Annotated in this window: 18 protein-coding genes, 3 tRNA genes and 5 pseudogenes; 16 read left to right on the forward strand and 10 right to left on the reverse strand. The window is 30.4% G+C overall.

All coding sequences use genetic code 11. The features are described 5' to 3' along the window. Window positions 1-144: 144 nt before the first annotated feature. The 3 genes from JJC05_RS11265 (at window position 145) to JJC05_RS11275 (ending at window position 1,252) form a co-directional block, all read left to right on the forward strand. Window positions 145-215, forward strand: a tRNA-Gln gene (locus JJC05_RS11265). Between the two features lie 422 nt (window positions 216-637). After that, window positions 638-708 (forward strand) — tRNA-Gln (locus JJC05_RS11270). A 250-nt stretch (window positions 709-958) separates the two neighbouring features. Further along, a complete protein-coding gene (locus tag JJC05_RS11275) occupies window positions 959-1,252 on the forward strand; it encodes a DUF1508 domain-containing protein (RefSeq protein ID WP_309597315.1) in 294 nt (97 codons plus the stop codon). Between the two features lie 110 nt (window positions 1,253-1,362). Here the strand turns inward: JJC05_RS11275 and JJC05_RS11280 are convergent, their stop codons facing one another. Then, a complete protein-coding gene (locus JJC05_RS11280) occupies window positions 1,363-1,557 on the reverse strand; it encodes a hypothetical protein (RefSeq protein WP_235877411.1) in 195 nt (64 codons plus the stop codon). 189 nt (window positions 1,558-1,746) lie between these two features. After that, window positions 1,747-3,908, reverse strand: a pseudogene (locus JJC05_RS11285) (S46 family peptidase). Window positions 3,909-4,780: 872 nt separating this feature from the next. Between JJC05_RS11285 and JJC05_RS17380 the strand changes: the two are divergent. The 3 genes from JJC05_RS17380 to JJC05_RS11295 all read left to right on the forward strand — a co-directional run bounded on the left by JJC05_RS17380 (window position 4,781) and on the right by JJC05_RS11295 (window position 6,582). After that, the gene (locus tag JJC05_RS17380; protein ID WP_258928728.1) at window positions 4,781-5,200 is read left to right on the forward strand and encodes a hypothetical protein; all 420 of its coding nucleotides are present in this window, start codon (window positions 4,781-4,783) and stop codon (window positions 5,198-5,200) included. Window positions 5,201-5,217: 17 nt separating this feature from the next. Beyond that, window positions 5,218-5,745 carry a sensor histidine kinase gene (locus JJC05_RS17385; RefSeq protein WP_258928730.1) on the forward strand — a complete coding sequence of 176 codons (528 nt, stop codon included), beginning with the start codon at window positions 5,218-5,220 and terminating at the stop codon, window positions 5,743-5,745. A gap of 117 nt (window positions 5,746-5,862) precedes the next feature. After that, window positions 5,863-6,582 (forward strand): LytR/AlgR family response regulator transcription factor, encoded by a 720-nt coding sequence (locus tag JJC05_RS11295; protein ID WP_105196502.1) that lies wholly within the window; start codon window positions 5,863-5,865, stop codon window positions 6,580-6,582. 380 nt (window positions 6,583-6,962) lie between these two features. Here JJC05_RS11295 and JJC05_RS11300 read toward each other — a convergent pair whose 3' ends face one another. Then, a complete protein-coding gene (locus JJC05_RS11300) occupies window positions 6,963-7,412 on the reverse strand; it encodes a GNAT family N-acetyltransferase (RefSeq protein WP_105196501.1) in 450 nt (149 codons plus the stop codon). Beyond that, the gene (locus tag JJC05_RS11305) at window positions 7,409-8,641 is read right to left on the reverse strand and encodes a 3-deoxy-D-manno-octulosonic acid transferase (protein WP_105196500.1); all 1,233 of its coding nucleotides are present in this window, start codon (window positions 8,639-8,641) and stop codon (window positions 7,409-7,411) included. The genes JJC05_RS11300 and JJC05_RS11305 overlap by 4 nt, the downstream gene beginning before the upstream one ends. A gap of 93 nt (window positions 8,642-8,734) precedes the next feature. On the opposite strand from JJC05_RS11305, the pseudogene JJC05_RS11310 reads away from it, so the two are divergent. Together JJC05_RS11310 and galE are read left to right on the forward strand one after the other, a co-directional pair. Continuing rightward, a pseudogene (locus JJC05_RS11310) lies at window positions 8,735-9,864 on the forward strand (DegT/DnrJ/EryC1/StrS family aminotransferase). 48 nt (window positions 9,865-9,912) lie between these two features. Next, window positions 9,913-10,925: pseudogene (galE, locus tag JJC05_RS11315) on the forward strand (UDP-glucose 4-epimerase GalE). 184 nt (window positions 10,926-11,109) lie between these two features. On the opposite strand, the gene gpmI reads toward galE, so the two are convergent. Continuing rightward, complete coding sequence (gene gpmI / locus JJC05_RS11320) at window positions 11,110-12,627, reverse strand: 2,3-bisphosphoglycerate-independent phosphoglycerate mutase (protein ID WP_105196497.1); 1,518 nt, start codon at window positions 12,625-12,627, stop codon at window positions 11,110-11,112. 557 nt (window positions 12,628-13,184) lie between these two features. Between gpmI and JJC05_RS11325 the strand changes: the two genes are divergently transcribed. Then, on the forward strand, window positions 13,185-13,823 hold the full coding sequence (locus tag JJC05_RS11325) for a murein L,D-transpeptidase catalytic domain family protein (RefSeq protein ID WP_308726916.1): 639 nt from the start codon (window positions 13,185-13,187) through the stop codon (window positions 13,821-13,823). On the opposite strand, the gene JJC05_RS11330 is transcribed toward JJC05_RS11325, so the two are convergent. Beyond that, entirely contained in the window at window positions 13,767-15,419 is a 1,653-nt protein-coding gene (locus tag JJC05_RS11330; protein WP_105196495.1) for a L,D-transpeptidase family protein, read from the reverse strand. The genes JJC05_RS11325 and JJC05_RS11330 overlap by 57 nt on opposite strands. 649 nt (window positions 15,420-16,068) lie before the next feature. On the opposite strand from JJC05_RS11330, the gene JJC05_RS11335 reads away from it, so the two are divergent. Then, window positions 16,069-16,141, forward strand: a tRNA-Gly gene (locus JJC05_RS11335). Window positions 16,142-16,344: 203 nt separating this feature from the next. On the opposite strand, the gene pepE is transcribed toward JJC05_RS11335, so the two are convergent. Further along, window positions 16,345-17,052 (reverse strand): dipeptidase PepE, encoded by a 708-nt coding sequence (gene pepE, locus JJC05_RS11340; RefSeq protein WP_105196494.1) that lies wholly within the window; start codon window positions 17,050-17,052, stop codon window positions 16,345-16,347. 249 nt (window positions 17,053-17,301) lie between these two features. On the opposite strand from pepE, the gene JJC05_RS11345 reads away from it, so the two are divergent. The 5 genes and pseudogenes from JJC05_RS11345 (at window position 17,302) to JJC05_RS11365 (ending at window position 22,382) form a co-directional block, all read left to right on the forward strand. Beyond that, complete coding sequence (locus JJC05_RS11345) at window positions 17,302-17,625, forward strand: hypothetical protein (RefSeq protein WP_235877412.1); 324 nt, start codon at window positions 17,302-17,304, stop codon at window positions 17,623-17,625. 579 nt (window positions 17,626-18,204) lie between these two features. Continuing rightward, a complete protein-coding gene (locus JJC05_RS11350) occupies window positions 18,205-18,702 on the forward strand; it encodes a DUF6702 family protein (protein ID WP_105196491.1) in 498 nt (165 codons plus the stop codon). A 155-nt stretch (window positions 18,703-18,857) separates the two neighbouring features. Then, window positions 18,858-21,102, forward strand: a pseudogene (locus JJC05_RS11355) (M1 family metallopeptidase). Between the two features lie 369 nt (window positions 21,103-21,471). Continuing rightward, window positions 21,472-21,819 carry a twin-arginine translocase TatA/TatE family subunit gene (locus JJC05_RS11360; protein ID WP_105196489.1) on the forward strand — a complete coding sequence of 116 codons (348 nt, stop codon included), beginning with the start codon at window positions 21,472-21,474 and terminating at the stop codon, window positions 21,817-21,819. Then, window positions 21,819-22,382: a phosphatase PAP2 family protein gene (locus JJC05_RS11365; protein ID WP_105196488.1), complete on the forward strand. Its 564-nt coding sequence runs from the start codon at window positions 21,819-21,821 to the stop codon at window positions 22,380-22,382. Before JJC05_RS11360 ends, JJC05_RS11365 begins: the two co-directional genes overlap by 1 nt. 1 nt (window position 22,383) lies before the next feature. Here the strand turns inward: JJC05_RS11365 and JJC05_RS11370 are convergent, their stop codons facing one another. Then, window positions 22,384-23,025 carry an O-methyltransferase gene (locus tag JJC05_RS11370; RefSeq protein ID WP_235877413.1) on the reverse strand — a complete coding sequence of 214 codons (642 nt, stop codon included), beginning with the start codon at window positions 23,023-23,025 and terminating at the stop codon, window positions 22,384-22,386. 291 nt (window positions 23,026-23,316) lie between these two features. After that, a pseudogene (locus JJC05_RS11375) lies at window positions 23,317-24,202 on the reverse strand (NAD(P)H-dependent flavin oxidoreductase); the annotation flags it as partial. A 135-nt stretch (window positions 24,203-24,337) separates the two neighbouring features. On the opposite strand from JJC05_RS11375, the gene rlmN reads away from it, so the two are divergent. After that, entirely contained in the window at window positions 24,338-25,381 is a 1,044-nt protein-coding gene (gene rlmN / locus JJC05_RS11380; protein WP_088391371.1) for a dual-specificity RNA methyltransferase RlmN, read from the forward strand. Between the two features lie 181 nt (window positions 25,382-25,562). Here the strand turns inward: rlmN and gldA are convergent, their stop codons facing one another. Next, complete coding sequence (gene gldA / locus JJC05_RS11385) at window positions 25,563-26,456, reverse strand: gliding motility-associated ABC transporter ATP-binding subunit GldA (RefSeq protein ID WP_105196486.1); 894 nt, start codon at window positions 26,454-26,456, stop codon at window positions 25,563-25,565. Between the last annotated feature and the right edge of the window lie 170 nt (window positions 26,457-26,626).

A 26,626-nucleotide genomic window follows, 5' to 3' on the forward strand; every position in this document is an offset into this window, starting at 1 on the left:
TTTTGAATTCTTACACAAAGAAACTGTTTTTTGTTTAAAGAAAAGGTTAAAAATGATTTTTTTAATTTTTTTAATTAAAAATTTTGCGAAACTAAAAAAAGCTTTTATATTTGCACTCGCAAAACGAAAGTTAAGCAATTTTACTGGTCTATGGTGTAACGGTAACACTACTGATTTTGGTTCAGTCATTCAAGGTTCGAATCCTTGTAGACCAACAAAAAAGCCCTGAGAAATCAGGGCTTTTTTGTTTTTATTTCTAGTGCATAAAAGAGGGTGGGTTTTAAAGTGGAGTTTGTGAGGTGTTCTGGGGATGAAGTGCTTTTTTGTTTTTTATTGCGGTGTGTAAGTTTGTTTTGGTGAGAGGTGGTGTGTTTGTTGATTGTCTAATAGGTGTGTTTGTTGTTTGGTTTGGAAAAACGATAAAAACAAGGGCTTGTTTTTTGATCTTTTTTTATTTTATATAAAGAAAGTAAAGAGAAAGAGGGATGTGTTTTTTGGGTTTTATTTTAATTGTCTGTTATTGAGTTGTTTGTGTATATAATTGTTTTTTTATTGTTTTTTTTGATTAAAAAAGTTGGAAATAATAAAAAAAGGGTTGTATATTTGCACTCGCAAAACGGAAGTATTGCAGGTTTGATGGTCTATGGTGTAACGGTAACACTACTGATTTTGGTTCAGTCATTCAAGGTTCGAATCCTTGTAGACCAACGAAAAAGCTCTGAGGAATCAGGGCTTTTTTATTTTATGGGTATTTGAAATAAATAGGTTTTGGGTTTTTTATTTTTTACTTTTTAGGGTCTTTTGTTTCGAAGAAGTGTTTTTGTTTGAAAATTTCGGCTTCTTTTTTTTTTTTTTTTTTGTTTGATTTGTTTTTTATTGTATGGCGACTTTTGTGATTAGTAAGCGTTTGGATGGTTATTATAAGTTTGAATTCGTTTCGAGGAAAGGTAGGACGATTATGACTAGTGATAGTTATGAGTTACGTTTTGAGTGTGAAGAGGATATAGAGAGACTGAAGTTGGGTTTGGAGTGTGCAACAATAATGCGTTTTAAGACTTCTAGTGGTAAGTTTTATTTTCGCTTAATAGTGGAAAAAAGAGAAGTGGCAACGAGTCGTAAGTATACTACGCAATTGTTGATGCAAAGGGGGGTAGATGAGGTGATGCGATCTGCAGTTATGGCAGAGGTGTTGGATTTTGCGGCTAATGAATTTGTGTTTCCGGAGTTGGAGGTTTTTGGTTTTGAGGTTTAAAAAAGGTGAACAATGTAGGAAAAAAGCGTAAGGTGTGGTGGGGAAGGTTTTGAAAATGAAAAAGCCCCGATAAACGGAGCTCTTTTTGAAAAATATTAGATTTTATCTAATTATTTTTTTACTTCTTCTTTAACAGCAGCAGCAGCAGTATCAACAGCAGCAGCAGCAGTGTCAACAGCAGCAGCAGCAGAATCAACAGCTTCAACAGCAGCAGTATCAACAGCTTCTTCAGTAGCAGCAGCTTGATCTTTACAAGAAACACTCATCATAGCAACTAAAGCCATAGTTAAAACAACTTTTTTCATCTTACTTAATTATAAAAGGTTAATTATTAATTCGTGTCGCAAAGATATAAATTTTTTATTATGTAAAAATTTTTTCTAAACTTTTTTTTAAAAAAAAATAATCTTTCTCAACAATGTCATGTATTACAATATTTGTGCCAGTATTTATAGGGCTTCCTCATATATAAAAAAGCCCTATAAATAGACTGTTTATCTGTTTTTAGAAGTTCCTGTTGGTTTGATGATTTTTATTTCTTCAATCAAGTTTTGAGCCCCTGCAAATTTGTCTATTATAAATAAAATATAACGAGCATCTACCATGATGTTTCTACAAATTTCAGGACTATAAAAAAGATCACTCATAGTGCCTTCCCATACACGATCAAAATTGCAACCAATTAAATTGCCATTCGCGTCTAATGCTGGAGAACCAGAATTGCCGCCCGTAGTATGATTAGTAGCAATAAAAGCAACAGGCATTTTGCCTTCTTTATTTGCGTATTGACCAAAGTTTTTAGAGTTGTACAAATCAATCAGTTTTTTGGGTACGTCAAATTCATAATCACCGGGGATGTATTTTTCTATAACGCCATCCAAAGTGGTAAAAGGAGAATAAATAAGAGCATCGGAAGGTTTGTATCCTTTTACTTTTCCATAGGTAACACGGAGTGTATTATTAGCGTCGGGGAATATACGAGCGGATTTAGGACTTAATTCTAATATGGCTTTCATATAAGCGCGTTGTAATGCTATATTTTTCAAATTTATTTCATTGTATCTAGGAGCTACGTTTTTATCATAAGCTTCCGTCATTGATTTTGCTAAAAGATAACCTTTGTCTTGGTTGATTTTTTTCTATAACAGTTTTGCTATCACCGTTTAATAAATCTTTTAATCCCGTATAAGTTGTTAGTTTTGAATTTTGAAAAATATCAGATGCTAATTGTGACGCATTAATATTATTTAGTGATTTAGGTAAGAATTGTTTAGGTGATTTGGTTGCATAGATGTTGATCAATTGTTCAAAAACTTTTTCATCTACATTTGGATTAAAATCTTTGTATGAATTTTCAAGGTTTTTAATCAAACTGTTTTTTTTATCATCAAAAACTTGTTCTCCTTTTGTGTTTAGAATCTGTTCTAATTGATACAGGCGATGGCCAAAATTTAAAATTTCACAATTTCGCGTTACTACTTCAGTAAAATAATCACGAGCAATGGCATAATCACGGATATTGTTGTAATTTGTTTTAAATTCATTTAATAAGTTGCCATATTCTGCTTGTTTGCCTGCTTTATTGATCTTTTCAGTTAATTCTGCTTCAAATTTTCGTTTAGCTTCGATGGCATTTGCTTTTTTTTAATCCTTTTATTTCGCCCATCCATTTTTTCCAAGCATTGGCTATTGAAGCATTTTTTGCTGCGTATTGTATTTTAATTGCAGGGTCTTTGCGCATAAAAGAGTTCTGTGTTTTTAGAGTGGCATCACGAAGCTCAATGCGTGCTGGATTTAAATCATTTATAATTTGTTCAATAGCATAGCTAGGTAGATATTCTTGTGTGCGACCAGGATATCCCATAACCATAGTAAAATCATTTTCTTCCACTCCTTTTATAGATATAGGGAAGAAGTGCTTTGGTTTGTAAGGTATATTCTCTTTTGAATATTCCGCTGGATGATTGTTTTTATCGGCATAAATACGGAATAACGAAAAATCACCTGCATGACGGGGCCATACCCAGTTATCCGTATCAGAACCAAATTTACCAATAGCACTAGGAGGAGCACCTACTAAACGAACATCACGAAACGTTTCTGTTACAAATAATAGATATTGATTGCCATCATAAAAAGTTTTAATTTGATTTTCTTGCCAAGACTCTTTAGGTAATGTTTTTGATAAAAGAATAATGTTTTCCTGAATTTTCTTTTGTTTTTCTAATTCAGATGAAATGGATGAGATGTTTTCTAAAACTTTAGAAGTTACATCTTCAATGCGAACTATGAAAGTTACAAATAGATCTTTATTAGGAAGTTCTTCCTCCATTTTGTAAGCCCAAAAACCGTTAGTTAAATAATCATGTTCAACTGTTGAGTGGCTTTGGACATTGTCATATCCGCAGTGATGGTTGGTTAATATTAATCCTTTGGAAGAAATTACTTCCGCAGTGCAACCTCCATCAAAGTGTGGAACTGCGTCTTTTAAACTAGATTTGTTGGCTGAATAAATATCTTCTGCTGATATTTTAATGCCAAGATTTTTCATTTCGGTTTCATTCATTCCTTTTAACAAAGAAGGAATCCACATTCCGCCTTGTTGAGCAAAAAAAGGAGAAACCACAAAAATAAGAAGTAGTCGTAAAAATTTCATAATATGTATTTATAGCGCACGCAAGTTACAATTTTTGGAGAATTATGAAGTTTTTTTTAAGTTTTGATTAAGAAATACCATTTGTCATTTCATTTTACCGTTTATCATTTTTGAGTAAGAATTAAGATCTTCTGGTATTATCTTTAATCCGTTAAAATTAAATTTTTAATAGACTTTGTAATGAAGATGAAAAGAGTAGAGAAGAATAAAAATATACGAAAAATTTTACTATAGATGTAGTTTTGCTATGTTTAGACAAAAAGAGTTGCTTTTTTATATTCCAAGTCATTTTCTCTGTGACAAGTTTCTAAAGCGTAATTTAGGTTAAATTGTAAATTAAAAAAACAGATTTTTTGTAGGCTTATTTTTTAGTCTATTGTTTATCTGATACGTTATAAAAAAAATAAAAAATCAATCAAAAAACGAATAGGAATCATCAATCAAAAAATGAATAGAAGTTATTATTTTAAAAAAAAGGTAAAAAATGAGAGGATTAATTAAAAATTTTTAAAAAAAAGCTCTTTTAAGTGTTTTCTTAATAAGGTAAACGTAGAAAACGAATCAAAAGAGGTTCTATAAAAATGTTTTTTTAGACTATTTTTAAGTAAATAGGATGACTTTAAAGGTTAAGAAAGGTGTTTTTTAATCAATGGATTTTAATTTTTTTATAGAATTGAGGGCTAAACGGCTAATAAAATATTTTTGGATTAAATACAAGTTTTGTATTATCGCAAATTTTAAACTTGTAAACATAATGATTAGTTAACCTAGCCTTCGTTTTTATACTAAAGATAAATTATAATAGTATGATACAATTTATATTACATTTAATAACAAAGTTAGTAGATTTGATTATTGCAATTTTATTTTAAATGAAGTTAATAAAAAACTGGCGATATCACGTTTTGAACTTTATTGGATGGCAAATTTATTTGTTATCTATTTTAACCTTTGATAAACTATCGTATAGACTTTCTCAAGTTGAAAAATGGGATAATTTAGAATGGAATAAATTATATTATTTTATATCAGAAGGGGTATTATGTGGTTTGTTAGGTTTTTTGTTATCTAACATTATTCTCGTTTACATAGATTATAAAATTCAAATTGAAAAAATTTCAAAGAATTCTTTTTTAGGTATTGTCTTTGTTTTTATTTTTTCTCAATTATTATATCACCTCCTATTATGGCCTGTTTTAAATATACCATTAAGATACTTTTTAGATAGAGAAAATACGTTGACTTTTCTTATGAAATTGGCCAATATTCCTGTGTTTGCAGTGTCTTTTTAGTGTGGTTTTTTATTGTAATGTCATATAAAATTTTTAAATATTTAAAAGGGATTAGGATCAAACAATTAGAATTAGAAACTAATTTAAGAGAAATTACATTAAACACTCTAAAAGGTCAAATAAACCCCCATTTTATGTTTAACAGTTTGAATAATATTCGGGGGTTAATTCTTGAAAATCCTTCAAAATCAAGAGAAATGTTAACTAGATTGTCCGAAATGCTACGTTATTCCTTAACTAAGAGTGATACAAATAAAATTGTTTTAGAAGAAGAAATAGAAATGGTAGGGAATTATATTGCCCTTTCTAAAATACAATTAGAAGATAGGTTAGAATATCGTACAGAAATAGATCGTAATACTTTAAAACTTTTTATTCCACCTATGATTGTTCAAATGTTAGTTGAAAATGCAGTGAAACATGGTGTGTCTAATATAAAAGAAGGAGGAGTTGTTAAGTTAATTTCAAAAATTAATAAGAATGAACTTTATTTAATTGTTGAAAATACTGGTTTCTTGAAAAAAAGAGTACTTCTACTCAAATAGGTTTGAAAAATATAAAAGAAAGACTTTTCCTTTTGTATGCAAATAGAGCTACTTTTGAAATCATAGAAGAAAATAAGATGGTAAGAGCTAAAGTTGTAATTCCTTTATTTAAACAAGATGATAAAAATTAAAGCAGTTATAGTAGAAGATTCTCGATTGGCACGAAATGAACTGAAAGAACTTATCAAGAGTTTTCCTGAAATAGAAGTATTAGGAGAAGCTGAAAATGTAGATACAGCTTATGAATTGATTAATTCAATGAATCCAGATCTACTTTTTTTAGATATCAATATGCCTGAAAAAGATGGTTTTGAATTGTTAGAGATGTTACACAATGTTCCTATTACAATTTTTACAACAGCATTTGATGAATACGCTTTAAAGTCATTTGAATATAATGCTCTAGATTATTTAATGAAACCTGTAAGTCCTAATAGATTTTCAAAAGCGATAGATAAAGTTAAACAAAAGTTAGAAAATAAAAGAGTAAAAGCTCAACAAAAAGTTGAAGTGTCTAACCAGATTTTTATTAAAGATGGTGAAAAATGTTGGTTGTTAAAAGTGGCAGATATCTATCTTTTTGAAGTAGATGGAAACTATACCAAAGTTTTTTTTAATGACCAAAAAGCAATATTAAATAAATCGCTGAATCAAATTGAAAAAAAGCTTCCAGAAGATTTTTTTAGAGCTAATCGCAACCAAATAATAAATACCAATTATATTAAAAATATAGACTTATGGTTTAGTGGAAATTTATTAGTGCATTTACATGATGAGCAAAAAATAGAAATATCAAGAAGACAAGCTAGCCTATTTAAGGAAAAAATGAGTTTATAAATAATAAAGGTTATCCTATAATAAAGGACGTAATATTTATATTTGGTTAGTAAATACTTTCCCTTTTGTCGAATCAAGGTCGACTTGACTAAAGAAAAAGAATGAAGTATATTGTATACTTTTAATGAGGGTGATTTCTGTAATTTAGAGAATCCACTACGTGTTGATTCTTAATTGTTTCCCCAGATTCCGTATTAGACTTCTTTCTTGTAACAAAATTTTCTAATAAATTCAAGTACTCACGGAAAATTCCAGAAGAGGAAATGGTCAACTATTTCGATGAATAAAATTGGAGTGCGTGCTTGAATTGGAAGAAAAATAAAAGATATTGGTTTTGCCAATTCAATTCGTTCGAGTCTAATGTAGAATTTTGGGTTAAGTTATTTTGTTATTTTATATTTCATTATTTTTCTTTTATGGATAATAAAGTCATTTGAAGTGTATAATTTTTGAGCATTATTATTATGTTCCTCAACCTCTAAATAAATCATTTTTATATTTAGTTTTAATGATTGCTCTTTAATAAAATCCAACGCTTTTTTTCCAATACCTTTTCCTCTAGAACTTTCAGTAAGATATAATTCATCTATAAAAGCTAAAGTGCCTTGGTATTCAAAGCTAAAAATAAAAGTAAGAATAATATATCCTACAATTTTATTTTCCTGGTATATAAACCAGCACTTACCTAAATTGTTATTAGAAATGAATTGATTAAATAAGGCTGAAGAAATAGACGGATTTATAGGATAATTATCAATAGCATAAAAATCCTGCATCATTTGAACGGCTAGGCTAATTTGATCTTTTTCTATTGGTTTGAAATGTATCATTTGGAAATAGTATGTATAATAGTTTCGGTTGCGCCAGCATTCATTTGGACAAATGTTTGGCAAATATGTCCCTTTTCGTGTCTCTCATCTTTGTTTTGAATGAGTAAATCAAAAGCTTGATTTAATTCTGTTTGATCTGAAACAGAAATACAACCCTTTTGATGTACTAAAGCAGTAGCTTCTGCAAAATGTGAATAGTTAGATCCAATTATTATAGGTACCCCAAAAGTAGCTGGTTCTAAAATATTATGTACTCCTGGATTCCCAAAGCCTCCCCCTACATACGCAATGTCAGCATAAGAATAAATTTTAGTTAAGATGCCAATAGTATCTATAACAAATACATTAAAATCAGCTAGATATTGATTGTTCATTTCAGAGTATAATACTACAGATTTACTGATTTTAGATGTTAAATTTAATATCTGAGGTCCTTTAATATTGTGTGGTGCAATAATAAATTTTACATCATCTGAGGATTGATTGATATATTGAACTAACAATTCCTCATCTTTAGGCCAAGAACTACCTATGACAACTGTTAATTGATTGTTTTTAAATTCTTCAATAAAACGAAGAGAATTATTTCTTTCCAAAATAGTTACAACTCGATCAAAACGAGTGTCGCCAGAAACCGTGGAATTATAAAAACCTATAGTCTGTAATAAATCCTTAGAAGAACTGTTTTGAACAAAGAAATGATTAAAATTTTTTAGAGCATTTCGATAAAATCCTCCATACCATTTAAAAAACAATTGTTTTGTTCTAAATATACCAGAAATAAGATAAGTGTCAATTTTTCTTTTTCCTAACTCATTTAGATAATTAGGCCAATATTCGTATTTAATGAAAAAAACTTTTTCAGGATGTATTACTTTTAAAAAACGTTTAGCATTAGCCCTAGTATCTAATGGTAAGTATACCGTAATATCCGCAATTGTATTATCCTTTTTGACTTCATAACCTGAAGGAGAAAAAAAAGTTAATATTATTTTATGAGTAGGAAATGTTTCTTTTATCTTTTCCATAACAGGTAAGCCCTGTTCATATTCTCCTAAAGAAGCCGCATGAAACCAAATGGTTTTGTCCGTAGGATCAATTTTTGAAATTAACGTTTTAAAAACATTTTTTCGACCTTTAGTAAATAAATTAATTTTAGGGTTAAAAAGAGCCACAATATTTAAAAAAAATTGCGTAAAATGAATAATTATATTGTATAGAAAAATCATAGATTAAATTTGATGATGCTAAAATACATTAGTTTTCTAAAATTTAGTAGAAAAGCTATTAAATTAGTAGCTTTGTAATCTAAAATTTACTCGATGAGAAAGATACAAATGGTTGATTTAAAAAGCCAATATGATAAAATTAAAGAAGAAGTTAATGCTTCTATTCAGGAAGTTTTAGATACGACAACTTATATTAATGGTCCTTTAGTTCAGCAGTTTCAATCTGATTTAGAACAATATTTAGGTGTTAAACATGTAATTCCATGTGCAAATGGTACAGACGCTTTACAAATTGCCATGATGGGATTAGGTTTAAAACCGGAGATGAGGTAATAACAGCTGATTTTACTTTTGCAGCTACTGTAGAAGTAATTGCATTATTACAGTTAACCCCTGTTTTAGTAGATGTAGACATTGATACAATGAATATTTCTATTGAAGCAATTCAGAAAGCCATTACACCTAAAACAAAAGCGATTGTACCAGTGCATTTATTTGGTCGTGCAGCTAATATGGATGCAATAATGGAAATAGCGCGTGAAAATAATTTATATGTCATTGAAGATAATGCACAAGCTATTGGTGCTAATTATACTTTTAAGGATGGTTCAAAAGCAAAAGTAGGTGCCATAGGACATGTTGCAGCGACTTCTTTTTTTCCATCTAAAAATTTAGGCTGTTATGGTGATGGTGGAGCTATTTTTACTAATGATGATCAATTAGCTCATGTTATAAGAGGAATTGTAAATCATGGGATGTATATACGTTATCATCATGATGTAGTAGGGGTAAATTCTCGTTTGGATAGTATTCAGGCAGGTGTATTAAAAACAAAACTCCCACATTTAGATACCTATAATAAAGCACGTAGAGAAGCCGCTCACAAATACAATGCCGCTTTAGCTTCAAATGTTAATATTGTTATACCTCAATTTGATATTAACCATGATGATCATGTATTTCATCAATATGTATTTCGAGTTACGAATGGCAAACGTGATGCCTTATTAGAACATTTGCAATCAAAAGGAATACCGTCTGCAATTTATTATCCAATTCCTTTACATAGTCAAAAAGCCTATTCGGATGTGCGTTATAATGACGCTGATTTTGTAGTTACTAATCAGTTAGTTAAAGAAGTAATTGCATTGCCGATGCATACGGAATTAGATGAAGAACAGATAAAATTTATCACAGAAATAGTGTTAGAATTTATAGGATAGATAGTAATAATCAATAACAAATAATAATAAACAAATTAATTAAATTTTATGAGAATATTAGTAACAGGAGGCTTGGGGTTTATAGGGTCTCATACTGTAGTAGAATTACAAAATAAAGGTTTCGAGGTAATTATAATAGATAATTTGTCAAATTCGTCGATAGAAGTTTTGCAACGAATTGAAAATATTACAGGAAAGAAACCTATTTTTGAAAAAATAGATTTGCGTGATAAAAAGTCAGTTCAAGATTTTTTTCAAAAATACCAAGATGTAAAAGGAGTAATTCATTTTGCAGCTAGTAAAGCAGTTGGTGAAAGTGTAGAAAATCCATTACTATATTATGAAAATAATATAAATGCTTTAGTCTATCTTTTACAAGAATTAGAACAAAAAACAGAAGCGCATTTTATTTTTAGTTCTTCATGTACAGTTTATGGGCAAGCAGAAAAAATGCCTATAACAGAAGATGCTCCTGTACAATCTGCACTATCACCTTATGGTAATACAAAACAAATAGGGGAAGAAATAATAACAGATGTAGCTAAAGTAACTAACATAAATGCTGTTTTATTGCGTTATTTTAATCCAATTGGAGCACATCCATCAACTGAAATAGGAGAATTGCCATTAGGTGTTCCTCAGAATTTGATACCTTTTATTACACAAACAGCTATAGGATTAAGACAAGAATTGTCAGTTTTTGGAGATGATTATCCTACAGAAGATGGAACAGCTATCCGTGATTATATTCATGTGGTAGATTTAGCAAAAGCCCACGTAGTAGCATTAGAACGTCTTTTAGCTAAAAAAATGTAGAAAAAGTAGAGGTTTTTAATGTAGGAACAGGAACGGGAAGTTCGGTATTAGAAGTGATTTCAACTTTTGAGAAAGTATCAGGTCAAAAATTACCTTATAAAATTGTAGGAAGAAGAGAAGGTGATATTACTGAAGCGTATGCGCATACAGCAAAAGCTAATGAAGTTCTAGGATGGAAGTCTGAATCTACATTAGAAGAAGCTTTAACGAGTGCTTGGGAATGGGAACAAAAAATCAGAAAATAAGGAAAAAAGACCGAAAAGAAATAACTTAGTGAAAATATTTTTTAGTATACTAAATGCTTAGTCTTATTTAACTTACTTTGCTCGCTCTATTTTACAAATTAAAGATTCAAATAAAATAAGCGAGCAAAGTTAAATAACATTTTAGATGGTTAACCTTTCTTAAATACTTCTTGCAAAGGAAGATTTATATAAGAGATTTTCCACTCATAACTTCTGGTTTACAAATCCCCATTAATTCCAAAATAGTAGGCGCTATATCTCCTAAAACACCACTATTAATATTTTTTAATTCAGGATCTATTAAAATAATAGGAACAGGATTTGTTGTATGAGCCGTATTAGGACTTCCGTCAGGGTTAATCATGGTATCACAATTACCATGATCAGCAATAAGTATTGTTGTATAATAATTTTCTAAAGCGGTTGTTATAACTTCTTGAACACACTGATCTACGGCTTCACATGCTTTAATTGCTGCTTGCATATTGCCTGTATGTCCTACCATGTCACCATTTGCAAAGTTAAGACACACAAAATCGACACTTCCATTTTTTAATTCTGAAACTAAAGCAGTTTTTAGGGCAAAAGCACTCATCTCAGGTTGTAAATCGTAGGTAGCAACTTTAGGCGATGGACACAAAATTCGGGTTTCTCCTTCAAATGGTTCTTCTCTACCTCCAGAAAAGAAAAAGGTAACATGCGGATATTTTTCAGTTTCAGCTATTCTAATTTGTTTTTTACCCGCTTTTGCTACTACTTCGCCTAATGTTTCCGTTATGTTATCTTTATCATAAATAACATGTACATTTTTATAAGTGTCATCATAGTTGGTCATCGTTACATAATACAAGTCTAAATGATTCATGTTTTGCTCTTGAAGATCTTTTTGGGAAAGAACTTCTGTTAGTTCACGACCTCTATCTGTTCTGAAATTAAAGAAAACAACGACATCCCCATTTTGTATTTTAGCTAAAGGCTCTTGATTATCATTTACTAATACAATTGGTTCTATAAATTCATCTGTTATATTATTAAAATAACTTTCTCGTATAGCTGTTACAGGATCATTGGCCTTTTTACCTATACCTAGTACCATAACATCATACGCTTTTTTTATACGTTCCCAGCGTTTGTCACGATCCATGGCAAAATAACGCCCCGTTATAGTGGCAATTTTAGCCGCTGAATGCGTACAATATTCAGCTAAATCATTTATATGTCTTTCCCCAGATTTAGGATCTACATCACGACCATCTGTAAAAGCATGAATAAAAACTTTTTCTAAGCCATAATCTTGTGCAGAATCTAATAGTCCCTTTAAATGATCCGTATGCGAGTGAACACCACCATCTGAAACTAATCCTAAAAAATGTACGGGTTTGTCATTTTTTTTAGCGTATTCATAGGCCTTTATTAGTACCTTTTCATTATTTAAAGTTTTGTTTTGAACTGCTAGATTAATTTTAGCTAAATCCTGATACACTATCCTTCCAGCACCCAAGTTCATGTGACCTACTTCGCTATTTCCCATTTGTCCGTCAGGTAATCCTACATTAAGTCCATCAGTTCGTAATGTAGCATTCGGAAATTGTGTATAGAGATTGTCTATGAACGGAGTATTGGCTTGATCTATAGCAGATACTTTAGGGTCAGGTGATTTTCCCCAACCATCAAGAATCATTAAAATTACTTTTTTACTCATCTTTAGAAGTGTTATTTGAAACCTCAAAATTAGGAATTTGAAATTAAATAGAATCTTTAATTGGAACATATTATAGAGCGAGTTTATCAAACGTCATTTTTTTTGTGAATTAGAGATGAAATTATTCCAGATTTCGCACTAGATTTTGTTGTGAAAGAAAAATAAAAAGGAAGAAGAACTGGTCAATTCACTTCGTTCGAGTCTAAGTGAAAAATTTGAGATTAATAGGATATAAAATAAGTTACTATAGTTATTATTCTGGCTGCATTGATATGGAGTAGACTAAAAAACGAGATAATTATTAACAGAAAGTAAATAATTGAAGTTGCTAGTTTAAAAGAGGTAAAAAGATGTAATCCATATAACGTATATAACAACAAATCGATAAAATGCAAAAAAAACCGACAAAATGCAGAAATAATTTGCCGTCTGGATTTTTTTTTAGATATTTGTATTGTAGTAATAACAATATAAATAAAAGATTGTCAATGGTTTACAGATTTTTACCCCTTGTTTTGTTATTCTTAATGTCTTTTTCCCCAAAGACTGCTAATAACGTGAATTCTGACTTGGTAACGAGTAAAAGCGATTATGCTGCGTTAGCCAAAATTGAGATGATCTATTTCTCTTTAGACGCAAACCATTTGGTACTACCGCCTATGGAATGTTTTAAGAAAGCAATGTTAGGATATTATTCATTAAAAGAAAAAGGTTTAATAGAAAAAGAAGTATTAACAGTAATTGATTTTAGTTTATCATCAACTAAAAAAAGAATGTGGGTTATTGATTTAATTTCGAATAGAATTTTATTTAATAATTTGGTTACACATGGAATGAAATCAGGAGGTGAGTTTGCTAGTAGTTTTTCAAATGAATTGAATTCTAGTAAAAGTAGCCTAGGTTTTTATATAACAGGAGAAACCTACATAGGTAAGCATGGTTTATCTCTTAAATTAGATGGACAAGAAAGAGGTATTAATGACAATGCTAGAAATCGTTCCGTTGTAATGCACGGAGCCGAATACGCTAATCCTGCTGTTATAAAAATACAAGGCTATTTAGGGAGGAGTCAAGGGTGTCCAGCTATACCTGAGGCAATTAAATATGATGTGATAAATGCTGTAAAAGACAAAACATGTTTATTTATTTATCACCCTACTAGAGCTTATGATATTGTTAGTAAGTTGATCACTTAATCGTAAATATAATTCAGAATCATATTGATAAATATCGTTTCGAAATTGTATCAAACCCTTATCATACCAAGCTGTAAAGTATAGAAAATGAATCCCGAAATTCTGACTTACTCTTACAGCTTTTGTTTCCTTCTTCTGAATAATAGTGTCAATTTCTGCTAATGAATAAACAGGTATTTCTATCAGTTTCTTTTTGTATGTAGGAACGCTGTTTTTTGTTTTGTTTTTTTGAATAACTTCTTCTTTTATATACTCCTTTTTAAGTTTGTCTCTTAATAAATATTCCGCTAGAGGAAGGGGCTTTTCTATTCTAACACAGCCAGAACTTAAAGCGCGATATTGATTTGTAAAAAGTTCCCGATGGTTTGTGTCGTGCATATAAACCAAATGATTATTGTTGAAATTTATTTTAACTAAACCTAAAGAATTGTTATAACCGGGACTTTGAACGTATTTGTACGTTAAAGCATCCTCAGGTTTCCAAGAATAGGGTGATATTTCTTTATTTTTAGTATTAAAAATTTTGATTTTACTTTTGTAAAAATAATTTCTACTTTTTGTAGCAGCAGGTACTAGATCTTCTTTTATTATAGTAGGGGGAACCGTCCAAGTAGGATTGAAAATAATATTGTCAACTTTTGAAGATAAAATAGGTGTTTTGCGTTTAGGTTGACCAATTACTACTCGATAAGTTTTTGTAGTATCATTATTTTCTACAACCTGTAGTTCAAAATCAGTAAGATTAACAGCCAAAAAATTATTTCCTAAATCAGCAGGAAACCATCGCCATCTTTCAAGATTTACCATTATTTGTCGTTTGCGGTATTCCTTGCTGTAATTCAATGCTTTTAGAGTACCTAAACCTATTAGGCCATCTGATTGTAAACCATGACGCTTTTGAAATGAGATAATTGCTTTTTTTAAATTTTCATCAAACGTTTTATTGACAAGCGTGTCACTAGATTTTAAGTCACCCCATAGTCGAAGTCTCTTTTTAATTTTGGAAATTGTACCGCTGTTTTTGAGTCCAAAGTATAGTTTTTCGTTTAATTTAGGTTTAATAGTATCAAAAACTTCATCAGGCATAGTGTTAATCTTTAACAAAGCCTTTTTCAACTGATTATAAATAAAGTGATGAGGTTTACTTTGCTTAATTAAACTGTCTACTTGTTTTTTTGCTAAAATAATAGATAAAATAGAATCCGTTACTATTGGTTTTGGTGTTATTTCCCAGTCAGAATAAATTTCATTAGCATTAAGTTTTCCATTTCTTAAGTGAGAACTATATTTAATTAGAGCAATCGTGAGTAATTGGTGGTAACTTTCTTTTTGGTCAGAGGTTAGGACTATAGAATCTTCATATTTTAATAATTCAGAATAGTGATAGTCCTCTGGATTCAATCCCTCCTCTGTCGATTTTCTGATAGCTTCTAATAAATCCATTCTGTTTTCATCTAAATCCCAATTATCCAATAAAGTTTCGTTCTTCAAAGCTTTTTCTATACTTTCTTCAGTTGAAAAAAATCTAGGATTTGTGTTGTTAGCACAACTTACATATATTAAAACAGATAGTAGTATTGAGTAAAACTTTTTCATATATTAATTTCTTTGTGCATAACATAGTGTAAACTGATGTTGATTATGTCAAAAATCGTTTGTATTTGATCCTTTAATTTTAACATAGAAATCTACAGGGGTTATTTTGGTATTCAACCAAACTAATCATGTGGATTTTATTTTCAAAAACTGTTCCAAATGATTTAATAATAATTCCCATGCTTTCTTGTTTGATCTTTATATGAAACAGTCTTATTTTTATTTGGAACTGATAACTAGCATTGAATAATATATTTTATCAAACAGATTAATATTTGATCAAAAATCTGATGGATCACTTTAAAAAAATGAAGATGTTCTAAAAGGTCACAATCTTGTCTTAGCTATAGAGAGAAATCAGATAATACTGATAATAAAGTGATTTCTCCTGTCGTTGAAGTGATAGATTAAATGTTTAATTGTGACTTTTTATATACCTTCATAAATATTTCTTTTTAGTGAATTAAATATCTCTTTTTAGTTCCTTGTTTAAATAATCATAATATACAAAAATAAGATTTTATAAATGAAGAGATTCATTTTAAAATAAGATTTTATCGAGTAAATAAGTTATTGATCGATTTTTTAAAAAAAAATGCTTCAAAAAATTTGGAGAAACAAAAAACATGCTTATATTTGCACTCGCAATGCGGAAGTAGCTCAGTTGGTAGAGCTCCAGCCTTCCAAGCTGGTTGTCGCGAGTTCGAGCCTCGTCTTCCGCTCTAAGCCCAAGAATTTCTTGGGCTTTTTTATTAGTTTTATATTGCTAATCAAAACAAATCAAGTCCAAACCTGTGGATTAGGAAAAAAGTTTGACAATCTGAGTTTACTAAAGTGATAAATAAGATGTTGCTTCTATAATTAAAAAACGGATCTAATTTTTAATTATTTAAAACTAGATCCGTTTGATTCCAATACCTGCTTGTTATGTTAAAAAGTTTAAATTTTCTTCAGGAGCCATTTCTACAGGAAACTCTCCCGATCTAAAAAGTCTGGCAGTAAGTTCACCTCTTAAAAAAATATTATTATTATAAACTTCTAGCCAACTTCCTTCTCGTAATCCTAAAACAGGAATCGTATTTAGTTTATGAAATTCGTTAATACGGATTTCTCGGGTTTCGCCCATGTGGGTAGCCCCTTCAATTGGATCTAAATAATGAGGGTTTAAATTAAAAGGAATTAAGCCCAATGTGTTAAAACTAGGGGGTAAAATGATAGGCATATCATTGGTTGTGTTCATTGTTTTACCGCCAATATTGCTTCCCGCGCTTGTTCCAAGATAAGGTGTTCCATTTTCAATTACCTCTTTTAAAATAGAGATTAAGTCTTTTTCATAAAGTTTGGTTACCAATAAAAAAGTATTACCACCACCTGTAAAGATGGCTTCAGCATTTTGTACTGCTTCTATAGTATTTTCAAATTCATGTATTCCTTTTACCGTGATATCAATTTTTAAAAAAGCTTCCCTTACTTTTGAAGTGTATTCGTCATAACTTATTCCGTTTGGTTGCGCATACGGTATAAAAAGTAAAGTCTTTACTCCGTCAAAATGCTTGCTTAAAGTAGGTAGTAAATATTCTAAATAACCACCGCTGTATAAAGTGGATGTGCTTGCTAAAATAACTTTTTTCATTTTTATAAATTTGAATCAAATATACAGAATTAACAAAATTTTACTATCCTATTAGTGCTTTATTGACTAAAAGGCCTACTATTTTTACAAAAAAAATAGGGCTAAAAAAAGATACTTTTGTTCTTTTGTATAGAATCTGTCTTTGCTCAGTAAATAAAATATTAAAGGAGGAATAGAAGTAAGTTTAACAAAAAAGATAGTTTAATGGTTATTAATCGAACGACAAGGTATTGGGTTTGTACAAATCCAATGAGAGAGTTCGAAATAGTATCTTGTCTAGAAGATATTTTGGTAATAGCTTCTCCAAATATAGAGCCACTTCAGATACAGTTAAATGTAAGTTCTTTCAAGACAGATGTACTTTTGCTTCGTTTTTTTAAAAATAAAAGAATTAGAGAGGTATATATCAAACGATTTACAGTCCTATCACGAGGAAGAGTGAATAAAAATACAGCATTAGAATATAAAGTAAAAGAAAGTAAAGAGAATTTTTATGATTTAAATTCAAAATGGCCTTTAGAAGGAATTCTAAATACGTTTTCAGGAAAAACGAAAATGGTTGAAAAGTACTAGAAAATGAAAAATATGAATCCAATACAGTCAGACTTTTAAATAAACTTTAGATTGCGTATTAGACTTCGTTTTGAAACAAAATTTGGCAATAAATTCAAATGCTCACGGAAAATTTTAGAAGATGAAATAGTCCGCTATTTCGATGAATAAAAATGGAGTACATGCTTAAATTGGAAGAAAAATAAAGAGGAATAGATTTACTTCGTCTATTCGCTACGCTCGGGTCTAATGCGGAATTTGAGGTTAAGCGGCACAGTTTGTTACTAATTCCTTTAGGAGGTGTGGGGATAAAAGGTTTGATTAATCAAATTTCGGGTAGAATAGCCATGTTAAAAAGAATTAAAAATAGAGCAAAAACGAAATGAACTATGCCCATCTAAAATTAGTTTTAAAAGATGCTTTTTTTACAAATGTCTTAAAAATAACTAACAATTATTTAAGTAGTTTGTTCTTCCGAAAATCCTGCTGTAATTCAAAAAAAAATAATTCAAAAAAATATGGATCTTTGCGTTCAGATTTAATTAATTTACCCTTTAAATACAAAGAAATAATTGCCCTTCAAAATAATACTTTTATAAAATGATAAAAAAAATTACGTTATTTTTAATAACCCTTTTGTTCTTAAGCTCCTTTATGATACATAAGTTTTATGTGTCTATATATCAGATTAGTTATGTGCCTGAAAAAAAAAGACTTCAGATAATAACCCGAATTTTTATAGATGATTTTAATCAAGCCTTGTTATCTAAATACCACGTAAAAACTGCTTTAGGAGAAAAAGAAGAGACAGAAAAAGATGTAGTGTTTATGAAAAAATATATACAAGAAACATTTAAGATAAAAATAAATGGAAAATCAGAAACCTTGTATTTTGTACAAAAAGAAATAGAAGCAAATGTCTTAGTAGGATATTATAAAATTGAAAACATATCAAAACTAAAAGTTCTTGAAATAGAAAATAATGCTCTCTTAGAATTGAATGATGAACAACAAAATATTATTCATATAAACAATAAAGGAATTAAAAATAGTTTTTTGTTTTCAGGTAATAATATAAATGGAGTGTTAAAGTATTGATAAATGTTTAAGAAAATTAAAAAAAGAATTTATTTTTAGCCTTTTAAACCCAGATTTCGCATTAGACTTCGTTGAAAATAAAGAGGAATAGATTTCCAATGCCGAATTTGAGTTAAAATTAGAAAATTAAAGTACCAACCAATTTTAATTAAAAAATGAAAAAATTAACGTCTCTAGTAGTTGCGTTATTCTCTACTTTTTTAGGAGTGGCTCAAGAATTACAAAGTAAGTCCAAATCAGAAACTCATACAGATCAAAGTAAGTTTCGTCAAATGTATGATCTGATGGCTACTCCCAATATGTATCGTACTGCTTCAGGAGCTCCGGGTCCTGAATATTACCAACAACGAGCAGACTATAAAATGGATATTGAGTTAGATGATAAAAAAGCGCGTTTGTATGGAATAGAAACTATTACCTATACTAATAATGCAAAAGAATCATTAGATTATTTATGGGTACAATTAGATCAAAATCTTTTTTCTAAAACATCTAAAACACCTCTGGTAAAAAGCGAAAAAAATAGATCCTGCTATAAGTGCTAGAGCCTTTTCTAGATCGTATATGGAAGAAAAATTTGATGGCGGTTTCAAAATAGAATATATAAAAGATGTTGCAGGGCAAGCGGTTCCGTACACTATAAACGAAACCATGATGCGTATTAACTTAAAAACACCTTTGGCAAAAGGACAAAAATTTATCTTTACTATAAAATGGTGGTACAATGTAGGAAACTATATGGTTGATGGTGGTCGTAGTGGTTATGAGCAATTTCCTGATGGAAACCGATTGTATGTATTAGCACAATTTTTTCCCCGTATGGCAGTCTATAATGATGTAGAAGGTTGGCAAAATATGCAATTTTGGGGACAAGGAGAATTTGCTTTGCCTTTCGGAAATTATGAAGTAAATATAACCGTACCAGCGGATCATATTATGGAAGCTACAGGGACTTTGCAAAATAAAGTAGAAGTGTTAACATCTATTCAGTTACAACGTTATTTACAAGCAGAAAAAACGTTTGATAAACCTGTGATTATTGCTACGCAAGAAGAAGCAATAGAAAGAGAAAAAACATGGTCAGATAAAAAGAAAGTATGGCGTTTTAAAGCTGAGAATGTACGTGATTTTGGAATATCTACTTCTCGAAAATTTATTTTAGATGCCATGGCCGTTCAGTTAGGAGAAAAAAAGGTAATGGCTACCTCTATCTATCCAAAAGAAGGGAATCCATTATGGGAGCAATATTCTACTAAAATAGTAGCACATACACTTAAGAGTTATTCTGCAAAAACATTTGATTATCCTTATCCCAAAGCGGTTTCAGTTAACGCCCAAGATCAAGGGATGGAATATCCAATGATTTGTTGGAATTTTGGAAGACCTGATGAGAAAGGAAATTATTCAGATCATTTAAAATACGGTATGATGGGCGTTATAATTCATGAAGTAGGACATAATTTCTTTCCTATGATCGTAAATTCAGATGAACGTCAATGGACTTGGATGGATGAAGGACTCAATACTTTTTTAGAATATTTAGCAGAAATAGAGTGGGATCCTAATTTTCCAACAGATCGAGGACCAGCCAAAATGATTATTCCTTATATGAGCGGAGATCAAAACGGTATAGAACCTATTATGTCCAATTCAGAAGTTATTAAGCAATTTGGAAATAACGCGTATGGTAAACCAGCAACAGGTTTGAATATTTTGAGAGAAACGATCATGGGACACGAACTTTTTGATTACGCATTCAAAACTTATGCCAATCGTTGGAAATTTAAACACCCTACTCCAGAAGACTTTTTTAGAACAATGGAAGACGCTTCAGGAGTTGATTTAGATTGGTTTTGGCGTGGGTGGTTTTATACAACAGATTATAATGATATAGGAGTTAAAGAAGTTAAACAATTCTTTGTAACAAATGATGAGCCAGTAGGTCTTAAAGCACAAGAAATAACACGAAAAAATCGTTTTAAAGCATCAGGACCTAAAGTCTATATGATAGATAAAACAAGCGTTGATTTTAAACCAGAAATGGATAAATCGTTTGATGCGAAAGAAATTAAAACATTAGAAGAGTTTGTAAATAAAAATTTCACAACAGAAGAAAAAGCTAAATTAATAGCCCCTAAATATTTTTATCAAGTAACTTTTGATAAACCGGGAGGTTTAGTTATGCCTTTATTGGTTGAAATCACTTATGAAGACGGAACAATAGAAAATTATAAATTTCCAGCTCAAATTTGGTTGAAAAATGATAAAGAAGTCTCACGTGTCTTCCCAACTCAAAAAATTATCAAAAAAATAAAAGTAGATCCTAAAGAAGAAACAGCAGACATAAATATTTATAATAATACTTGGCCTAAAGAAGAAATGAAATCTAAATTTGATTAAAAATAAAGAGAGTTGTATTGACTCTCTTTATACTTGTTTTCTTGCGAATGATATCAGACTGTGAAAAATCGCTCTTTATTAATACATTTCATCACGCCAAATTAATATAACATTGTTTTGAACGGTATAATAATTAGAAGTTACTTTGTTTTCTAAATGGACTTAATGTAAAAGATTACAGAAATTTTATGGATGAGTTGTATTACTTCAAAAAAGGATCTCCCTTTTTAGCAATCTATTTTTTTAGTTATACTCAAAGAAGTTTAGGCATTTTGTAACAGATAAATATAGAATGATAAGTTTTTTATTTCTTTTAACGTGTATTCATTAAATTTCTATTTACCTTTGTAAAAAGCAAAAAAAAAGAGTATGTTCGGAATTGGCGGAGGTGAGTTAATATTTATTATCTTCATAGCACTCATGTTATTTGGCGCAGATAAAATACCTGATATAGCACGTACTTTAGGTAAAGGAATGGCGCAGTTGAAAAATGCGACCAATGATATTAAATCAGAAATTCAAAACAGTACTACTGGAAAAGAAATTAGTCAGATGACAACTGATTTTTCTAAAGAAGTGGAAAGTATAAAACAAAATGTGCAAGATCGTATCATGAAAGATGTTCCGGTTCAAAATCCTTTAGATATTACAGAAGAAATAAATGAGGTAAAAGAGAATTTTGAAGATTTAACCGGTCCTATAAAACGCCAGATGTAATGTTAAAGCATATAATAGAATTAGATAAACAACTTTTTATTTTTTTAAACAATTTAGGGTCGGAACCATTTGATGGTTTTTGGTTATTTGTGACGAAGCAATTTCATTGGACCCCTTTTTTTATAGCTATGTTATATTTAGTCTATAAAAAAGTAGGTGGATGGAAGCCTTTTTTAATAGTTATAGTTACTATTGCTTTACTAGTTGCTGTAACGGATCAGTTTACGAATCTTGTAAAAGAAGTAGTTCAGCGTCTACGTCCTTGTAGTACTCCTGAATTAAAAGGAATGATACGAATAGTAAAAAGTAGTGATACATTTAGTTTTTTTTCAGGACATGCCGCCAATTCTATGGCAACTACCGTTTTTGTATACTTAATTCTTAAAAAAAAATATAAATACGCGTATCTACTTTTCTTTTTTCCTTTAATTTTTGCCTACAGTCGTATTTATCTAGGATTACACTATCCAATTGATATTTTAACAGGTTATGTAGTAGGGGGCATTTTAGGGCTGTCCTTTAATATATTATATCGTAAATGGGTAACAAAAAATGAGCAGTAGTTTATAAAACTCTGCTCACAGTTAATCCATCTCTTATAGGGAGTAAAACAGTTTCTACTCTAGGATCCTCTTTCAAAAGCTGGTTGTATTCTAATAAAACGCGGGTGCTTTTATCATTAGTCTTTACTTCTTCTAGTACTTTGCCACTCCATAAGACGTTATCTGATAAAATAATACCACCAGAACGCATCATAGGAATAATGAGATTAAAATAATTAATGTAATTTTCCTTGTCGGCATCTATAAAAACCAAGTCAAAAGATTTATTCAAAGAAGGAATAACGTCCAATGCGTTTCCTAAATGCTGTTGTATTTGAGCCGCCCAAGATGATTGATCAAAATATTTTTTTTGAAAATCGAAAAGCTCTTCATTATTATCTATAGTGTCAAGTGTACCATTTTTAGTAAGCCCTTCAGCCAAGCATAAAGCAGCATACCCTGTATAAGTTCCTATTTCAAGAATAGCATTAGGTCTAATTAATTTAGATAACATGCTTAAAACACGTCCCTGAAAATGACCACTTATCATGCGTGGTTGTAGTATTTTTTGATGAGTTTCTTTGTTTAAACGAGCTAATAATTCAGGTTCATTTTCGCTGTGATGCGCTACGTAATTTTCTAATTCTTCTGAAATGAAATGCATAATTTTTAATTGTCAAATACAGTGAGCAAAAATACAAAGTATTATATAAAAAAAAGAGGCTGTCCTAAAAAGTCGCGATCTTGTCATTTTCAATCAAAGGGGAAAATCACATAATGCTAATAATGTGACTTGTCCCACCTGTTTGAACAAAGCTCTCGAGTTTCCTGTTGTCTAATTGATGGGCTAGGTGTTTGTTTTACTTTTCAAGCCCCTATTTTAGAAGTTCTATTTAATTAGACTTTCTATGATTTTTTGTACAGGTTCAATTGATTTAGAATATTCTATCGTTGGTCCGGCAACCCATACTGTTTTATAAGTTGCTTGGGTAGCTGCTTTTGTTACGGCGTTATTACCAATCATAAATCGAATTAATTTTGCCCATTTTTTTAAACGTTTGTTTGTGTTTAAAAAACGTTCTAACCAATTTAACTTTGTACCTATTTTTTGAACATAAGGGGTGTTGATGACAGTACAAGGTGTTCCTGAAATTTTTTCAGTCATTACAATATCTTTTGCTCCATAATCTACACAAGCTTGCTTGTACTCTTGAGATACTCCCGCTTCGATAGAAGGAATAAAAAGACTTCCTATTGAAACGCCAATGGCACCATAACCAAGCATTTTGTCTAAATTTTCTTTGCATCCAACTCCACCAGCAGAAATTACAGGTAAAGAAGTATTTTCATCTAATAATTTAATTAATTTTTCAGGATCTACGTCGCCTCTGTGTCCACCAGCCTGATTGTTCACGGCTATAATAGCATCTGCTTTTAAACTTTCTACTTTTTTAGCAAATTTAAGATCCGTGACATCACAAAAAACTTTAACACCTGCTTTATGGGCTTCCTGTATAGTTTCCTCAGGACTCCCCAAAGAAGTAATGATAAAATCCACTTTTTTCTTCACAAAGAACTCTTAATTGTTCTTTGTACTTAATATTTGATTTGTTTACGATTAAGTTAAAACCAAAACTGCCCCCTTTTACTTTAGCTGCTTTTAGTTCCTGTATAGCTTTCTTTAGCTCTTCAAGTGTGCGGTAGTTTAAGGCTGGTATACAGCCCGCAACTCCTGCTTTCATTCCTTCTATTACCATAGTTGTATTAGAAACTAAGAACATAGGTGCCATTATGATAGGGTATTTTATATCTAATAATTCGGTTAATGTAGTCTTTGCCATAATTGTAAATTTGACCAAATATAAGAAAAAAATATTATGCTTGCATATAAAAAAAGAAGCTTTTTAGAAAATAATCTTTGTTAATAGTATATAAGATTTGATATTTGAAAAATTAAGAATTCTTATCTTTGCTCCATGCAGATAGAAAAAAGAGACATACGCGCATTAAGTAAGGAAGAATTACGAACATTTTTTGTATCCAAAGGAGATAAAGCTTTTAGGGGAAATCAAGTTTATGAATGGTTGTGGCAAAAAAAAGCGCATAAATTTGAAGATATGACAAGTCTTTCTAAAGCTACTAGGGAAATGTTAGAACAAAATTTTGTAATTCAACACATAGAGGTAGATCAAATGCAAAGGAGCGAAGATGGAACTGTAAAAAATGCAGTGCGTTTGCATGATGGATTAGTAGTTGAATCCGTATTAATTCCTACAGAAACCCGAACAACAGCATGTGTGTCCAGCCAAGTTGGATGTAGTTTAGATTGTAATTTTTGTGCAACAGCTCAATTAAAGAGAATGCGTAATTTAGAGCCGGGTGAAATTTATGATCAAGTAGCCGCTATAGATTCGGAAAGTCGTTTGTATTATAATCGTCCATTGTCCAATATTGTTTTTATGGGAATGGGAGAGCCTTTAATGAACTATCCTAACGTAATGAAAGCTATTGACAAAATAACATCATCAGAAGGATTAGGAATGTCGCCTAAACGAATTACAGTTTCTACATCAGGAATTTCTAAAATGATAAAAAAAATGGCAGATGACGATGTGAAATTTAAATTGGCAGTTTCTTTACATTCAGCCATTGAAGAAATTAGAAATCAAATTATGCCCTTTACTAAAAATTTTCCATTAACAGATTTGCGAGAGGCTTTAGAATATTGGTATAAAAAAACAAAGAGCAAAGTAACTTATGAATATGTTGTATGGAAAGGAATTAATGATGATAAAAAATCAATAGATGCTTTAGTGAAATTTAGTAAGTACGTTCCTTGTAAAGTTAATTTAATAGAATATAACCCAATAGATCAAGGTGCTTTTCAGCAGGCATCTGAGCAAGTAATAAATCAATATATAAAAGCTTTAGAAGCGGTTGATGTGGTGGTAAAAGTGCGCAGAAGTAGAGGGAAAGATATAGATGCTGCTTGTGGACAATTAGCAAATAAAGAAATTTAAGAAAAGAGGCTTTCTAAAAGGTCATAATCTTATCATTTTGATAAAGGGAGACCTGATGGCTTTGCTCGAATAGGCGAAGCAAATCACATCACATAATGCTGATAGTGTGACTTTTTCTATGGTTAAAGTAATATGATGCTACACCTTGAATTTTGATTTTTTGTAAAGCCTCTTTTTAAAGTTATTTAGTTTTTTCTCTAAAAATACTTTCTAAGTTTTTATTTTTCTGAGAAAGTTGTAACATTTTTAATCCATTAAGTTGTGCAAAATCAAATAGGTCAGAACGCATATCTTTTTCCGAATTAAAGGTTAATTCCCAGTAATTTTCGTTTTTAGTATAAGAAATAATGTTAGGTATTTGATGAATCAATGACTCTTCAAATTTTTGGTCAAATTCAACCTCTATTATTTGCTCATTAGCTTCAGTAATTAAGTGTTCAATTTGATTATCGGCCACAATTTTGCCTTGATTAATAATAATCACACGATCGCAAATAGCCTCTACTTCTTGCATAATATGAGTAGAAAGAAAAACGGTTTTATCTTTTCCAATATTTTTAATTAAATCGCGAATTTCAATGATCTGATTAGGGTCTAATCCTGTTGTAGGTTCATCTAAAATAAGAACTGCTGGATTATGTAATAATGCGGTTGCCAAACCTACACGTTGTCTATATCCTTTAGAAAGCTGTCCGATTTTTTTATGACTTTCACGTGTTAAACCCGTAAGGGAAATTACGTCTTCTATGCGAGACCGGTTTACCTTATATACATCGGCATTAAAGTTTAAATATTCACGAACATAAAGATCTAAATATAAAGGATTGTGTTCTGGTAGATATCCTACTGATTTTTGAACATCAATTGTTTGAGTGTTTACATCAAATCCATTTACTTTTGCAAGCCCTCCATCTGAATTGATATAAGTTGTTAAGATTTTCATTAAGGTCGATTTTCCTGCCCCATTTGGACCTAAGAAACCAACAATTTCACCTTTGTTTACCTTAAACGAAATATTGTCTAAAGCTTTTTGAGAACCATAACTTTTAGAAATATTTTGAACCTCTATAGACATAAATTATTAACTATTTAAGACAAAAATAAGAAAAACACTCAAAAAGATTTAAATAGTTTTCTTTTTTGAAAAAAATACTAATTTAGCCAAACGCAAAAAAAACGTATGAACTGTTTAGTAACATTGTATAGCAACTTTTTTTATTACTTCTTTTGGAAAGGAGAGGGATT

Origin of the sequence: Flavobacterium davisii, assembly GCF_019565505.1 — a bacterium.
GTDB lineage: Bacteria > Bacteroidota > Bacteroidia > Flavobacteriales > Flavobacteriaceae > Flavobacterium > Flavobacterium davisii.